12 protein-coding genes and 1 riboswitch are annotated in these 16,381 nt (G+C 44.8%); of the genes, 9 read left to right on the plus strand and 3 right to left on the minus strand.

What is annotated here, in order from left to right; all coding sequences use genetic code 11:
- Window positions 1-342: 342 nt before the first annotated feature.
- Complete coding sequence (locus QZY95_RS08000; protein WP_290921803.1) at window positions 343-2,991, minus strand: valine--tRNA ligase; 2,649 nt, start codon at window positions 2,989-2,991, stop codon at window positions 343-345.
- 263 nt (window positions 2,992-3,254) lie between these two features.
- Between QZY95_RS08000 and QZY95_RS08005 the strand changes: the two genes are divergently transcribed.
- The 6 genes from QZY95_RS08005 (at window position 3,255) to QZY95_RS08030 (ending at window position 9,703) form a co-directional block, all read left to right on the plus strand.
- On the plus strand, window positions 3,255-4,523 hold the full coding sequence (locus QZY95_RS08005) for a BPL-N domain-containing protein (protein ID WP_290921806.1): 1,269 nt from the start codon (window positions 3,255-3,257) through the stop codon (window positions 4,521-4,523).
- 267 nt (window positions 4,524-4,790) lie between these two features.
- Window positions 4,791-5,483 carry a hypothetical protein gene (locus QZY95_RS08010; RefSeq protein WP_290921808.1) on the plus strand — a complete coding sequence of 231 codons (693 nt, stop codon included), beginning with the start codon at window positions 4,791-4,793 and terminating at the stop codon, window positions 5,481-5,483.
- A gap of 275 nt (window positions 5,484-5,758) precedes the next feature.
- Window positions 5,759-6,217 (plus strand): NfeD family protein, encoded by a 459-nt coding sequence (locus QZY95_RS08015; protein WP_290921810.1) that lies wholly within the window; start codon window positions 5,759-5,761, stop codon window positions 6,215-6,217.
- Between the two features lies 1 nt (window position 6,218).
- Entirely contained in the window at window positions 6,219-7,142 is a 924-nt protein-coding gene (locus QZY95_RS08020) for a stomatin-like protein (RefSeq protein ID WP_290921813.1), read from the plus strand.
- Window positions 7,143-7,291: 149 nt separating this feature from the next.
- A complete protein-coding gene (tgt, locus tag QZY95_RS08025) occupies window positions 7,292-8,416 on the plus strand; it encodes a tRNA guanosine(34) transglycosylase Tgt (RefSeq protein ID WP_290921816.1) in 1,125 nt (374 codons plus the stop codon).
- Window positions 8,417-8,715: 299 nt separating this feature from the next.
- A riboswitch (glycine riboswitch) is annotated at window positions 8,716-8,812 on the plus strand.
- Window positions 8,813-9,304: 492 nt separating this feature from the next.
- Window positions 9,305-9,703: a hypothetical protein gene (locus QZY95_RS08030; RefSeq protein ID WP_290921819.1), complete on the plus strand. Its 399-nt coding sequence runs from the start codon at window positions 9,305-9,307 to the stop codon at window positions 9,701-9,703.
- Window positions 9,704-9,791: 88 nt separating this feature from the next.
- Here QZY95_RS08030 and QZY95_RS08035 read toward each other — a convergent pair whose 3' ends face one another.
- Window positions 9,792-11,810 carry a methyl-accepting chemotaxis protein gene (locus QZY95_RS08035; RefSeq protein ID WP_290921822.1) on the minus strand — a complete coding sequence of 673 codons (2,019 nt, stop codon included), beginning with the start codon at window positions 11,808-11,810 and terminating at the stop codon, window positions 9,792-9,794.
- 8 nt (window positions 11,811-11,818) lie between these two features.
- Window positions 11,819-12,268 (minus strand): cytochrome c family protein, encoded by a 450-nt coding sequence (locus tag QZY95_RS08040; protein WP_290921824.1) that lies wholly within the window; start codon window positions 12,266-12,268, stop codon window positions 11,819-11,821.
- A gap of 463 nt (window positions 12,269-12,731) precedes the next feature.
- Here QZY95_RS08040 and QZY95_RS08045 point away from each other — a divergent pair, with 463 nt between their 5' ends.
- The 3 genes from QZY95_RS08045 (at window position 12,732) to QZY95_RS08055 (ending at window position 15,848) form a co-directional block, all read left to right on the plus strand.
- Window positions 12,732-12,902: a hypothetical protein gene (locus QZY95_RS08045; protein ID WP_290921827.1), complete on the plus strand. Its 171-nt coding sequence runs from the start codon at window positions 12,732-12,734 to the stop codon at window positions 12,900-12,902.
- 63 nt (window positions 12,903-12,965) lie between these two features.
- The gene (locus tag QZY95_RS08050) at window positions 12,966-14,102 is read left to right on the plus strand and encodes a P-loop NTPase (RefSeq protein WP_290921829.1); all 1,137 of its coding nucleotides are present in this window, start codon (window positions 12,966-12,968) and stop codon (window positions 14,100-14,102) included.
- A gap of 882 nt (window positions 14,103-14,984) precedes the next feature.
- On the plus strand, window positions 14,985-15,848 hold the full coding sequence (locus QZY95_RS08055) for a YitT family protein (protein ID WP_290921834.1): 864 nt from the start codon (window positions 14,985-14,987) through the stop codon (window positions 15,846-15,848).
- Window positions 15,849-16,381: the final 533 nt, after the last annotated feature.

Below are 16,381 nucleotides of genomic sequence, written 5' to 3' on the forward strand. Positions count from 1 at the left end.
TCCGGTAATAATCAGGAACCGGAGTTGCCTCCGGTTCCCTGATACTAACTTTATGTCACTTGATGAAGATGCTGTTCAACATCCGTATGGCAATTTTGAAAGCACACAGCTGATAAGGAAATCCCGACTCAGCCATGAAGCTCCACCTACCCTCGGTTATCCAAGGTGACCATAGTCCCGCTGAATTCGACTCCTTCAAGGCGTTGTAGCCGCCAACGCCCGATGGAATCACAAGCGGGGTGCAGAAAAAATCAGTTTCTTCTGCCTGTCGGAGACAACATGCCGCAAGCAGCCGTATCTCACAACTTCATCACGTATGAACGCGTCGCGTAAACGGACTAATTAGCCCATTGCGTCAACAAGACGCTTCTGAAGCTTAAGCAGTTTCTGCTGTGTATCTGCAAGTTCAGCAGCGCGAGCTTTTTCTTTTTCAACGATAGCAGCCGGAGCATTGTTAACGAAGCTTTCGTTACGCAGCTTACCGGAAGCCTGTTTGAGATCTTTTTCAACTTTACCGAGCTCTTTGTCGAGTCGGGCAAGTTCGTCTTCAAAGTTAACAAGACCTTCGAGAGGTACAATAACTTCGTTACCCTGAACAACGCTGGAAGCAGATGCTTTCGGTGCTTCTACATCAGCACCAAGCTCTACACCGCTGAGGCGTGCGAGTGCCTGCATAACTTCCATTGCATCTTCGTACAGTGCTTTTGCTTCATCAGAAGCAGTACGGATAAGCACATTGAGACGAGTCTGCGGTGCAACGTTCAGTTCAGCTTTGATGGTACGTACAGCAACAATTGTTTCCTGAATGAGGCTCATTGCAGCTTCAGCGTCTGCACTTTCACACGCAGGACGCATTTCTGGATACAGTTCGGTTGCAATATCTTTGTTTTCAATACCCGGCAATACACTCCATACCTGTGCGGTAATGAACGGCATGATCGGGTGAAGAATAACCATCATTTCCTGAAGCACTGTCCAGAGAACAAACTGTGCTTTTTCTGCACGTTCGCCGCCTGCACGCATGTCAGGTTTGATGAGTTCGAGGTACCAGTCACAGAATTCGTTCCAAATGAACTTGTACATGATCTGAGCAGATTCGTTGAAATGGTAGCTAGTGATAGCCTGATCCATATCTTTCTTCACAGATTCAAGACGGGAAAGAATCCAGCGATGATGTACGCCGTCAATTTCTTCGAAAGCAAAAGTCTTAGGCTTTTCTTCCGGCAGGTTCATGAGAGCGAAACGAGCGGCGTTCCAAATTTTGTTACAGAAGTTACGGTAACCGTCGATGCGCTGCTCAGACAATTTAATGTCACGACCCATTGCTGCGAATGAAGTCAGAGTAAAGCGCAGGGAGTCACAACCGTACTTGTCGATCATTTCAACAGGGTCAATTACGTTACCTGTTGATTTAGACATCTTCTTGCCCTGTTCGTCACGAACAAGTGCGTGGATGTACACGTGATGGAATGGAACTTCATCCATAAAGTGCAGACCCATCATCATCATACGGGCAACCCAGAAGAAGAGGATGTCAAAGCCTGTAACGAGTACAGAGGTAGGGTAGAACGTATCCAGCTCTTTTGTTTTCTCAGGCCAGCCCATGGTAGAGAACGGCCAGAGTGCAGAAGAGAACCAGGTATCCAGAACATCTTCGTCCTGAACAAGGTTGGTTGAACCACACTTACAGGTAGTTGGATCTTCAGCAGCAACAATCAGCTCGCCGCAATCCTGACAAGTCCACGCCGGAATACGGTGTCCCCACCAGATCTGACGGGAAATACACCAGTCGCGGATGTTATCAAGCCAGTGGTTGTAAGTCTTAATCCATGACTCAGGGAAGATCTGAGTAAGCTCAGGCACTGCTGCACGAGCACGCGGAGCAAGCTTAGTCATAGCTACAAACCACTGAGTGGATACAAACGGCTCAACGATTGTTTTACAACGGTAACAGTGACCTACACTGTGCTCGTGTTCTTCAATACGATCGAGGAAGCCTTCTGCTTTCAGTGCTTCAAGAATTTTTACACGAGCTTCAACACAGGTCAGACCTGCGTATTCACCGGTGTCGTCATTAAGGGTACCATCTTCGTTCAGGATGTTCATTACCTCAAGACCATGCTTACGACCGAGTTCCCAGTCATTGTGGTCATGCGCAGGGGTAACTTTAAGACAACCTGTACCGAATTCGATATCTACGTAACGGTCACCGATGATGTCGAGTTCACGACCAACAAGCGGAAGAATTGCTTTTTTACCGATGAGATGACTGAAGCGGTCATCATCAGGGTTAACAGCAATCGCGGTATCAGCGAGCATGGTTTCAGGACGGGTAGTCGCGATGATAAGCTCACCGGAACCGTCTGCGAGCGGGTATTTAATGTAGTGCAATGCACCCGGCTCATTCGCGTGATCTACTTCGTCATCAGCAAGCGCGGTGTGACAGCGAGGACACCAGTTAATGATGTAGTCACCTTTGTAGATAAGATCCTGTTCATGAAGTTCAACAAAAACTTTACGAACAGCTTTGGAAAGACCTTCGTCCATGGTGAAGCGTTCACGGGTCCAGTCAACGGAAGCACCCATTTTACGAACCTGATTAAGAATACGGCTGCCGTATTCATCACGCCATTCCCATACACGCTCAACAAATTTTTCACGGCCAAGGTCATGACGACCAAGTCCTTCAGTTGCAAGCTTACGCTCTACAACGTTCTGAGTAGCAATACCTGCATGGTCGGTACCCGGCACCCACAGAACTTTTTTTCCTTTCTGACGCTGGTAACGACAAAGGATGTCCTGCAAAGTAAGGTTAAGAGCATGTCCCATGTGCAGAGCACCAGTGACGTTCGGTGGCGGAATGACAATAGAATATGCATCACCTTCGGCATCCATATCCGGTGTGAACACGTTGTTATCTTCCCAGTGCTTTCGCCACTGTTCTTCAACTGTTTGAGATTCATACCCCTTAGAAAGAGCGTTTTCCGCCATACTGCTACTCCAGATTCGTTATTGTATTCAGGCAAATACAGCCTGATATGGTATCATATATATCCGTCGGATTCCGCGTTGCATACGCGCGTCATCACAGACGTTTCAGGACAATCCTGTTTGCAAAGAGTACATCACCACAGTTTGCGCTTACGGACTGCCCTTTTTCAAGTTAGTCTTGTAATTATTTGCACTCGCTGCCCTCGCTTGGTAAAGTGCGCTTCCACGACTGCAAAAAAGTCAGATTAATTAGCGGAAGGACAATGTCAAGCATCTATATATTATGGGACGAGTCTCACCTTTGGGGTCTTCTCGTCTGGCGGGCACTGGAAGCCATGAAACTTCCATATTGCATTGTGCGGGGAGAAGAAATAGCGCAGGGATTGCTTTCTTGCAACCCACCAGACTTACTTCTTACCCCTGGCGGCAATGCCCGACTTAAAGCAGACGCCCTTGGCTCTAAGGGAATTGAAGAAATACGTAAATATGTTGCCAATGGCGGTAAGTACTTAGGGTTCTGCGGAGGAGCAGGGCTTGGGCTTACCGGCAAAAACGGGCTGAATCTTTGCCCATGGGAACGCGCAAAATTTACCAACCGCCTCCAGCATTTTGTCAGCGGTCATCTTCATTCATCTATCGGTGCAAACCTCTCCCATGCGGCAGACCTTATTCCAGAAGACTTTTCAGACACACCGGCACTGCCAGTCTGGTGGCCTGCACGTTTTTCTCCAAAAGAAAATACTGATGTAGAAATTTTAGCAAGCTATGCCACACCGGGGAGCGATTTCTGGATCGCCGATCTCCCGCTGAATACACTACCTCCAGGCACGTTTAACGAGTGGGAAGCACTCTACGACATCAAGCTGCGTCCAGAATTTCTCAACGGGCAGCCTTGCATTCTTACCGGAAAATTCGGTGAAGGGCGATACGTGCTCAGCTACACACATCTGGAAACACCAAACTCTCCAGATGCCAATGCATGGCTTGCTCATATAATATCCACACTTACCGACGGCAATGTCAGCGCAAAACAGACATTAGTTACCGATTGGCACCCAGCAACAGAACCTCCTCAGTGGACAGATGAAAAGTTGCTGGAAGCAAAAGGGATATTTGATGATATTGTGACAATTGGCAAGAACCATTGTCTTTTCTTTGAAAGAAATTCATGGCTCATCGGCTGGCGCGCCGGTATTCCGGGTGCCAACTTAAACAACCTGTACAACGGGCTCTGCTCTGCCGTATCCATGAAACCTACTCCGGCGGCGGAAGAATACTGGCACTCCGTCTCAGACGAGTTCATGCACAACCTTTCTCTTTTCTACGAAGGGGTAAAAGGCTACCTGCTTGCTGAACGCCTTGCCATGACTCTTTCCAAAACTTTTCCGGAAACTGTTTCCACGGAATCGTTACGCAACCAACGTGCCGCACTTTTCGGGCCACCAATGGCAAGTGGAGGAGTATACCTTGAACTTCTCCAAACATTAGATACCCTTGTGTATTCACTGCTCCCCCACACTACACAAGCATAACGCTATAGTACGACTCAAAAAGACAATACACAGAACGCAACGCAAAAAATAGCAACACTGCCCATACTATTGTAACCATTCAATAGTATGGGCTTTTTTATGCACTACAGTACACAATATGTATGCAACCCGTTCAAACAGTTAGGAAGTGTAGCCAACACCACTTTAGTAGACACAGTATTCTTTTCTTTAATCCTTGCTGCAAAAGTTCAGCGATTTTATCGTAACTGTTGAGATCGACACACACTTGGCAAGGAGTTTCTTTTCATGAAAAAGATATTCTTATTACTGCTGCTCGCGGGAATAATTTCTTTGGGGATCAGCTCATATACGACTGTTTCAATCAACCCTATCCTTAAAAAAACAGTGCATTACATCGGGCCTAAAGTTATGGGCTCTAAAGTCCAGCTTGAAGATGCCAAACTGTCTACCCTGTCGGGATACGGGTCAATTCATAATGTCTACTTGGCAAACCCTACGGGGTTTCCCCGTGGACACTGCATACAGATAGGCGCAATTGATGTGGATATCCTCCCTTCCTCTATTGGCACCGGAGTTATTGTCATTAACAACATGACAATAAAATCCATGGATATTGCGTACATTACACGACACAAAGAAAACAACTACGAATTGCTCTTGAACAACTTACGCACAAAGCTTCCGGAACCGGCAGTGTTTCCTCCAAACCCAAGTAAGGATATCAACTACGCCAAGGTAATCGGTAATAGATACATCATCAAAAATGTTCATATCGTCACGCCGTCTGTCAGCGGTTCAATGCCGAAACCACAAAAGGCGAACTTCAGTATCATTATGCCAGACATGCACCTTACAGATATCGGGGAAGCAGAAAACGGGCTGCCGTTCCTCGTGGCTCTTGAACAAATTCTTTCCACAATAGGTGACAATGTTCGATACGCAGTAATGGACACACATGTCCGTTATCGTGATTGGTAATCAAAAGATACGCACTCAAAAGAAAACATTATTTCCTATTACATAAACAATAAATAAACCGCTTTCATCCTAGTAACGTCATTACTCCTTGCAAAAAAATGTCTGCTAAAAAAAGAGCATGTGTTTTTCGTAACACATGCTCTTTTTTTGTGCATTTTTTGTGCTTTTTTGTAATTTTCAAAAGACATTTTCCATTTACTCCATACTTCCTGAATGATACCTACCCGTAATCATATACAAAAAGATATATAGCTTCCACCATGGAGAAATCTTCAGTGTTTAATTTAGAACTTGATGTCAATTTTTTTTGGTTGGGTTGGTTTGCCTTAGCAGTCGCACTCTTTCTTGCGGAAATGTTCAGCACCACCTTCATCGTAATCTTCTTTTCAGCCGGAGCGCTGCTTGCCGGCTGTGCTGCCCTGCTTGATTTTTCCCCGACAATCCAAGTTATTACATTTTTCTGTTCATCCGTAGCTCTTCTCGTACTCTTACGCAAAAAGATGCCGCGCCTCTTCAGTCAGGATACTGCTGATAAGGAAGCTTTTGTCGATGCTGCAATTAACGCTACTGCCACTGTAACTGAGCCAGTCTCAACCTCAGCAGGCGGGCGCATTAAATATCAGGGTACATTCTGGAATGCCGAAGCAGAGGAAGATATTCCCTCAGAAGCCACTGTTACGATTATTGCCAGAAAAAAATCTGACCCTAATACATTCATTGTAAAAAAGGATTAATATGACCAGTCTCATTACTACTATTGTTATTGCCGCGCTTGTTTTCATTACACTGATTAAAACTGCGGTCGTTGTTCCTCAAAAAAGCGCTTACGTTGTTGAACGTCTGGGTAAATATTCCAAAACTCTGGATGCAGGTCTTCACATCCTCATCCCTTTTGTTGATAAAATTGCGTACCGTCGCTCCACAAAAGAAGAAATCCTCGGTATTGAGTCACAGTCATGTATTACCAGCGATAACGTTGTTGTTGAAATTGACGGCGTTCTCTACATTCAGGTTCAGGATGTTATGAAGTCATGCTACGGCGTAAACGACTACTACCTCGCCGCAAGCCAGCTTGCACAGACCTCTCTTCGTTCCGCAATCGGTAAAATCAGCCTTGATAAAACCTTTGAAGAGCGTGAAAGCATCAACGCTGCTGTTGTCGGCGCTGTAGATGAAGCTGCTCGTGAATGGGGCATCAAAGTAATGCGTTACGAAATTCAGGACATCACCCCGCCGGAAAGCGTAATGGCTGCAATGGAACAGCAGATGAAAGCAGAGCGTGAAAAACGTGCTGAAATCGCAAGCTCTGAAGGTGACAGACAGTCCCGCATCAACCGCGCAGAAGGCTACAAACAGGAAGCAATTGAGCTTTCTGAAGGTGAAAAACAGAAAAAAATTAACGAAGCAGCTGGTCAGGCAGAAGAAATTCTCCTTATTGCTGACGCTACAGCAAAAGGTATCAACCTTATTGCTGAAGCAATGGCAGCTCCTGGCGGCGCAGATGCTGCAAAACTGAAAGTAGCTGAACAGTTCATTACCGAATTCGGCAAAATGGCTGAAAAATCAAACACTATGATCGTTCCTGCTGACATGGCAAACGTCGGTGGTATGGTTGCTTCTGCTACGGAAATTCTGAGCAACGTAAAGTTAAATAAATAACATTTCAAAACGATTGTTTTATAAAAGCTGCCTCCGAAGTAATTCAGAGGCAGCTTTTTTATTTCAAACACCTACATTACTAAATATACACACTTTTTTGTTGCACGTTTTGTGATGACTTTGCGAGTGCTCATGCGTATAGTGCCGCCATGGCAAACATCGGAGAATTTACATTACACGCAACGGACGGAGCTGCCCGTACAGGCGAGCTGCAAACTGCGCATGGCGTAGTGCAGACGCCTATCTTTATGCCTGTGGGCACGGTAGGCAGCGTTAAGGGCATTGCTCCTGACGACTTGAACGATATCGGCGCTGAGATCATTCTCGGCAACACCTACCACCTTTACCTTCGTCCAGGAGACGATCTTGTTGCACGCCGTGGCGGCTTGCAGAAGTTCAACTCATGGAACAAACCTATCCTCACAGACAGTGGCGGATTTCAAGTTTTCAGCCTCAGTGATTTACGAAAAATCAAAGAAGAAGGCGTAACCTTCCGCTCTCACCTCGATGGCTCCAAACACCTTTTCACACCGGAAAAAGTTATTCAGATTCAGCGTAACCTGAACTCTGATATCATGATGGTGCTGGATGAGTGCGTTGGCTTCGGTGCAGACAAAGCTTACACCGCCCGTTCATTGGAAATGACCACAAGATGGGCTAAACGCTGTCGTGAAGAATACCCTAGAGGCGCAGGAGATAACCTTCTCTTTGCTATTACTCAGGGCGGTTTCCATAAAGACCTGCGTGAGCGTTCCATCGCACAGCTCACCTCTGAAGACTTTGACGGCTTTGCATTAGGCGGCCTGTCTGTCGGTGAAAGCAAAGAAAAGATGATGGAAATTTTATATCACTCTGCTCCTTTGCTTCCAAAAGACAAACCGCGCTACCTTATGGGCGTAGGAACACCTCTTGATATCATCAACGGTATTAATGCCGGTATTGATATGTTTGACTGTGTACTGCCGACACGTAACGCACGTAACGGCACACTCTACACCTCATTAGGCAAAATCAGCATTAAACGTAAAGAATACGCAGAAGACGACGGCCCTCTGGATCCGAACTGTAACTGTTACACTTGCCGTAACTTCTCCCGTGCGTATCTTCGTCACTTGTATCAGGCAAAAGAACTGCTTTCTTTCCGCCTGAACTCAATTCACAACCTCACGTACTTCCTCGACACTGTTCGCGGAGCACGCAAGGCAATTCGTGAAGGCAAATTTGCTGAATACAAAAAATCATACGAAGCAATTTACCCTAACGAAGTTGTATAGGTACCGCACATAGCGTTGCAGTTTCACTGCAAACACGTTGTTTATACAGCGCTCTGCTTTTCTAAAGCAGAGCGCTTTTTTATTCATATATGTAAAAACTGTTTTTTTTGATAACCAATTAAGGAAATTCAACCCTTGCGGTGTATTTTCTGTTGCGTTTTATATCTGCTCACGATAAACAGGAATCTGCCTCAACATATGGATCTCGGTTGAAGGTAGCAGGAGAGACCGCCTTTTTTTCCCCAAAAAAAGAAACGGCGCCGAAGATGTAACTCTTTCAGGCAAAAGGACTGCTGCTCGGACGAGCCTCTGGAGAGACTCCGCAAGGAGCACCGAAGGAGCAAACTGCTTTCCCAGTGCAGTGAAACTCTCAGGTAAAAGGACAGAGTGGACCCATAAAACCAATATTGCGTTTTGCCGTCCTCTTTCCTTCTTTCCAGTCGCACCGTTTCCATTAAGGCACCGCTTAGCGGGCTTTTTTTGTGTCTACACATCAAAAGTCAGCAAACTGGGAGCAATTGATTACGTTTGTAATCGCCTTTGTGCGATACATATATAGGGGAATATAGATTCCCCTCCTGACTGGTTTGTTGTTGTGGTTGCGATGCGCCGGAGCTTTTAGTTCCGGCGCATCTGCATTTTTATAACATCCGCCTTTTTTCTTTCATATTTTCTTCATTTCCCCGCCATACACGCTCCATCAATATTCGGCAGAATGTTCTTACGGGAACATTATCATTGCTACACCTGCATAAAAAACGCACTACACTGTCATAGTCCTCTTTTTTTTATGGCATTAGCTGAAGCTATTAGTAGTGTTTTTATTTACTTTTTTCTGCCGTTACCTGCACAACAAATATAAGAAGGTTATCTTCACAGGAGCTTACTATGAAGACAGTTTCCCTAAAAAGAAATGGCAAAGAAAATCTTGTATTTACAGGTGAATTGCTGGTGAGCCTTGATGACAGGGAGTTAATGGGCGTAACACCAAACTGGTGGGAACTGAAGCTGTACAAAACTTCAATCGGAAAATTCATTCTATCATCTACATTCCACATCAACTACCCGAACCGACGCACTCTGCACGGCGCACTCAGTTTTTCGGAAGCCGAACACCTGCAACATTACCTTGTAAATGAATGCAACGGCCCTACCAAAATCGCTGATGAATTTATACATAGAGCAGCCAAACGGGATAATGCTTTTCAAGCATTACTCAACGCACAAAAAGGCAGCTCCTCCTTCAAACAGCCGATGGCAAGACCTCTGCCGACTAAGTCTATTTAGTACAAAAAAAGGGTGGAGCCTTTGCTCCACCCTTTTTGAATTTTCAAGTCTGCAGAATCCGCAACATCTGCTCACGACTCATTACAGGCTATGAACGCATATTTTCTATTATTCCGTTCAAATCCTGTGCTAACTGAGCAACAGCTTCAACAGCTGTCGTTGACTCTGTCATTGCAACAGCCGTCTGCTCGGAGATATCGCTGATAACCGTCACAGAGCTGTTAATCTGTTCACTGGCAGCAGACTGCTCTTCAGAAGCAGTGGCAATTGCCCGAACCTGATCCGCAGTAGCCTCAACCATCCCCATAATTGCCTTTAAGGCTTCACCGGAACGAGTTGCAAGCTCGGTTGAATCACTTACCAAATCAACAGCCCGTTCTGTCGCTTCAACATTCTGCTTAGTGCTTGTTTGAATTGCGCCTACATACTCAACAACTTCGCGGGTGGCATTCATTGTTTTTTCTGCAAGTTTACGCACTTCATCGGCAACCACAGCAAAACCTCGACCCGCATCACCTGCACGGGCAGCTTCAATAGCCGCATTCAACGCAAGCAGGTTGGTCTGGTCTGCAATATCTTCAATAACAGTAATAATCTGGCCGATACCATCTGCACGGGTACCAAGCACATTCATTTCATCTTTCAAAGCCTGAGCCTGTTCAGCAACAGCATGAATCTTATCCACAGCCTGATCAACGACCTTGCCGCCTTCAGCAGCTTTTTCCTGTGTTGAAGCAGCCAGTTCAGCAGCATCAGATGCGTTGCGGGCAACTTCAAGAACAGAGGCGTTCATCTGCGTCATTGCACTTGCAGACTCGCCTGTCAGCTTCTGCTGCTCATCCGCACCATTACTGGATTGACGAATCTGTGCAGCCAGCTCTTCGGAAGCAGAAGACACCTGCTCAGAAATAGCTTTGGCAGACTGCGCGGCTTGTGTAATCTTATCATTCTGCTCTTCAACTCGGCGCTGCTGCCTGCGCATTGTGGTCATGTCTGTAATCATAACAAACACACCAAGCATTTTTCCATCCAGATCATAGATAGGCGCGGCATCAAATATGAGCGTAAGCTGCTCACCGGCGAAGTTTTCAAGAACACCCTCATTACCTGTAGAAGGCTTATGTGACGTCATTACATCGCTAATGATCCGGTCACAACAAGGGTCATTCACAACAAAATCTGAAACAGGAACTCCCTTGTAATCAATAGGTGTTCCGGCAATGCCCATAAGATCAATAGCCTGCTGGTTTGTGGACGTCACCTTACGGTCAGTATCACAAATCAAAATAGGAGCAGTCATTCCCCGCAACACACCCTTGGAGAACCCAAGTTCAATCTTGAGCTTTTCTACCATTGCCCCAAGATTCTGGGATAAGTTTCCAAGCTCATCTTCACTGTCTACTAGGAAATGCGCATTGAAATCGCCATTGCTAATAGCATCGGAAGAAGCGGTAATCTGCTCAATAGGCTTAATAACAACCTTACGGATAAAGAAAACAACACTTAAAATAAGAGCAAGTAATCCAACGAAAGATATGGCTATATTCTCATACATCTGTACGGCAATGGTACCCATGGTACCTGAGATGTCTTTTGTTATAACCAACTGCCCCAAAATGGGCTTGGATGCACCATGACAGTGCTTACAGGAAGGAGCGTTAGGAATAGAGATAACGCGGACGAAAACGGGGCTGTCGCCACCGCTTACTATCAGATTCTCTTTTGTCGGCTGCTTAAGAGCCTTGCGGGAAACATCCGCGAATCCGTCAATAGGTAAAAGACCGGCAATTTGTTTATCAACAGCCGCATCTTTTGTTGAATAAGTCACCTCACCGGCAAAGTCTGCAAGGTGAATTGTCATATCAGGATATTCTCGTCCAAGACGAACAAATTCTTCTGTCGTCCCTTCATCATCCCCGACAACCATAGGACGTTCGATAGCTTCCTGTACAAGCTGAGACGTCTGCGTCAAAGCTCCACTCATCTGTTCTAACATTCCCTTACGCTGAAGGAATGTAGACGTGCCGATAAGCACAGAAAACACAACAAACGAAATAACAGTGATCAAGACCGTGATCTTAGCACCTAAAGAAGTTCGTATTGCCATTATGCCTCCTAGTGTGCACCACTGTTTACAAGCGGTTTAAACCCGAAGTCATTCACGCGTGCAGCGCTATGACACACAACACAGTCTTCAGGATCAGGTTTACGCTTGATTAAATCAGGATCACCATCTTCAGCGTGTGCCGCACCAGGTCCATGACAGGTCTCACATCCAACATCTGATAATTCCGGAGTTTCTTCGTAACTGACAAATCCCCCCTTGTTATATCCGGTAGTGTGACATTCATAGCATTCCTGCTGTTCAGTCTTGGTGAGCTTTGGCGCCATAACTGCAATACTTTCCCATGACTTTGCTTTCTTGGAATATTGCATAAAGCGGCCATGTTCTGTTTCATGACATTCACCACACGCAGCAGAACCCACATACTTAGCTGCGTAAGTAAAACATGGCATGCACAGAACCAAAACGAGAGCAACAAGAACGACTCTCTGGTTTTGCATAATTTCATTCTCCCTTTTTGGAAGAGTATCAGCGCACATCCCTCATACGCTTGCCCGAACACTCTTCACGACAACCACCCACGTGCTCCTTTTTATAAGGAAACTCTACCTCCTCCATCGGTTTTTATTCCTCATTCTTTAGTTTTTACAAAAAGAGCATTTATAATACGTAAAGCTGTTTGAGCATTCAAAGCCAAACAACACGCACAACTAACTTTTTTTATTAGATAAAATCAACAAATGCAAACAAATTCAAATACTAGGCAACCTGTATGTACGCGACCACATACTTACACAACATCCAATATCTATTTAAAACGTATCTACACAATAAGAATATACATTTCCAATATCATATGTTCTTGCCTCACTCGCATATTACACTGCTGTTGTAAGGACAGACACACTCACTGCAACAATTCTGCATGCAAAGAATATGTATTTATATTTGAGGGAGTAAGAAATGGTGCAAGATCATAAAGTTTCGCAATTCAGCACGCTTCGTTACATTTTACTCGTTATTCTCTGTATAACATTTGCTGTAGGCGCTTGGCGTATTCTTACTGACACCACTTCAAACGATATTCCCGAAGCGAATAAGATTGCTATAGAAGAAAAGAATGTTGAAAAATAAATAAGTTAGATAGATATCACGTAAAAGAATACTTTTTGCCGATACAAGCAAGCGGAGGAATACATGCCTACAGTTGAAGAAGCATTATACATAAAGCTAGAAGCAAGTGATCCAACAATTGCGGGTGCTTTGCACAACATGTTGTGTGAAATACACTTTACTCATCTCATAAACACACTCCAGCTTACTAAACCGGAAGTGCTTGTAATCGGCTGCACTACATATTCCAAAGATATTACAGAACGGATTATCGAAGCAAAAAGACATAATTACGGTGCGGTATACGTTTGTGCATCACAGTACACAGACGGCAACAAACATGAAGCACTGGTTTCCGGCGCACGAGACTTCTTCAGTTACCCGATTAGCAAGCTAATCCTGCAACGCGCACTGGAAGATTATCTGGCCACTCGCTCGGTAGATCCAAGTAAAGCCGTTCGTCCTAAAGTCATTGCTGTTATGGGGGCACGCGGCGGCTCCGGAACAACATCGGTAGCAGTGAACCTCGCAGCCTGTTTTGCTAAAGAAGGCAAACGGGTCGGACTTCTCGACTTCTCCCGCCCGTACGGTGACGTAGCAACATTCCTGAATACTCCTTCAAAGCGGGATCGTCGTCATGCTGCAAAAGATCTCGCATTAATGAATGCTTCGTACATAAAGAGCGCCATGTATCATCACAGCAGCGGAATACTGGCTCTTGTTGCTCCCGAGGTTACAATGGGAACGGGCAGTGTGGTTCCTGAAACAGTCTCCGCTATGCTGATTGCCGCGGCTGATGCTTTTGAAATTATCGTCATCGACATGGGCAGTCGAGTTGATGCTGCGCTCTATCGCGTCATGGAAATGGCGGATGACAGCCTGCTTGTTACAATGCCTACAAAACCTTGTATGGGCAGTGCCCAACGTTTTGTACAAACAATAACTGCCGGTGGATTTGAAAACTTCTGCAAACTTTCACTAGTACTTACGGGCTGCATTTCCGGAAATACACTATCGAAATTTGAAATCGAAAAAACAATCGGCGTCGACTGCATCACCTGTCTTCCAGAAGATCAAAAAGGAACCTTCATCGCCATCAACGACGGAACACCTTATTGTCACCTGTATCCGGATTCACCATTAACCAGCAGCCTAAAAGAACTTGCAACAATTTTACGACAGCATGAATGCCCGGAAGAAATCTACGATGAAGATGAGTAACGCATAATAATTTTACCCGTACGAAAATGAGTAACTATTTGTACGATGCTAAGTAGATCAAGACGGATATCGTATGAGTATACCATGTGTATATAAATGAGTATTGCATGAATATGCCATGCATATAATTTGGTATAAAATACCACCCGTATGCCCATACAATTAAGAAAAAAAGATTGTATTCTGCTCACGTTTTTAACGTGAAAAAAGCATTATTTCGCTCATGCTAACTTTTTCACGAAGCCACTACCGGTACCATAAAAAACACGCATTCTTCCCCTCATCCGTACAGATGAATCCTTGAAAACCCTTATTCGATAAGAAATCCACATAATAAAAAAGCAAAATACTTTTATTCACAGATGAATACTTTGCACAGCTTTTAAAATCCATAACATGCTGATTTAGAAGAACTTAACAATTCAAAACCAAAAGTCATTTGTGAAAAAAATCTTTATTAAAAAAAAGTTTTTTTCCACTAGACGTTCACGACTTTTGCGTATAGAAGCGCCACATCAGGCACAGGTAGTCCCAATTTTCGGCTGCCTTTTTTTCAACACTAACCAAGGTTTTTGTATGCAGAATACGCACAGTACCCATACACAGATGACGCTTTCCAATACGGAAAGTATTTTTGCGTGCGTACTCCATGAGCCTTGGACTACGCCCGATTATATGCGGCTGTCGTAAGCTGCTTTTTCCCATGACTAAATAAGGCTCGGAACATTGTGTTCGAGCCTTTTTTTTATGTGTAAACACAAATCATTATGATCTCCGTATCCTGTATCCGGTTGATCAGCACAACGTTACTTGGCATCCAGAATATCCTGAAACCGGCCTTACCGGAGCACAATCTAAGCTGTAAAACTAAAGGAAAGCACAATGCAGTTTAACCGTCATGCTCTTGCCTACTCCCTTCCGTGGAACATTTTTCTTCTCACCTTCGGTGCAATGATCTTCATCGTAGGTTACAACGGCATTGCCGTTCACCATAATTTTATTCCAGCAGGGCTGTATGGCTTTGCTGTTCTCGGAAGTTACGTCAGTGATACCTTCACAACCCCGCAGTGGTACTTGCTCTTCAACATTCCAATCTTCCTTATCGCATGGAAAAGCGTCGGGAAACGATTCTTCCTGTTGAACCTCTACTGCATGCTTCTGGTAACGTTTTTAACACAATATTTCACTCTCGACCTCCATATCCAAGACCGCCTGCTTGCTTCCATCGCAGCTGGTGTCATTATGGGGCTGGGAAGCGGAATTATCCTCCGTTCATTCGGTGCAGCCGGTGGTTTCGATGTACTTGCTGTTATCCTGAACCAAAAATACGGTCTTCGTATCGGCGTTTTCTACTTTATCATCAACGCAATACTGATGAGCCTGATTGCTGTCCGTTTTAACCCTGATCTCGTAGTTACAACGCTCATTATGCTCTTCTTAAGCTCATACGTTACAGAATATGCTCTCTCCATGTTCAACCAGAAAAAAGCTGTGCGAATCATTTCCTACAAAAACGAAGAGATCATGGCACAAATGCGTAGAGCTAGAAGACTCAACGGTACATTAGTCTGGGGTACCGGCTCTTACTCCGGTAAAGCAGTAAGTATGCTTTTCTGCATAACAGATAACATTCGCATGAAGCAGCTTGAATCTATAGTTTTTGACACAGACCCTAATGCTATCTTCATCGTTGAAAACACCTTCTCTGTTGTAGGTGCTAACTTTAACCCACGAAAAATGTATTAAGCAGCTGATAAAAAAAGTACTGCATTAAATAAAGACATCAAGCCCCTTTCAGTCGTTACAGCACGTAAGCTGTCGCTGGCAGGGGCTTTTTTTTATGTTCTAAAATGAAGGCGTAGACTTTCGGATGCTTGACGAATCCCCCATCATCTGGTGCTGTGCTTTAAATACAGTATGGAGAAATTATGTCTAAAACATACATCTACACAGTAATACTGAGCATCTTACTCTTAGGATTGTCCACAGGCTGTGCCGTAAAAGCGAAAGGTACCCACACTATTGAGCATACAATACAACGTGTTAATTAAGTAGCCCATTGTCGAGTTCCAAGGTATCTGCCACTCAAACTGTTGCCCCGACACTTGACAGTATACGCAGCGATACCATATTTAGCTAAACAACTAAACGACGTTTCGTAGGGGGGGATCTCTACATTACCTCTATGCGGCTTACATACAGGTTTAACAGGGAGCACTGTTAACAGAACAGTCTGGTTAAACTTACCGCCCTGCCATAAAAAAGACGCATAAATGTAA

The sequence above is a fragment of the Halodesulfovibrio sp. genome (assembly GCF_015482765.1).
Classification (GTDB): domain Bacteria; phylum Desulfobacterota; class Desulfovibrionia; order Desulfovibrionales; family Desulfovibrionaceae; genus Halodesulfovibrio.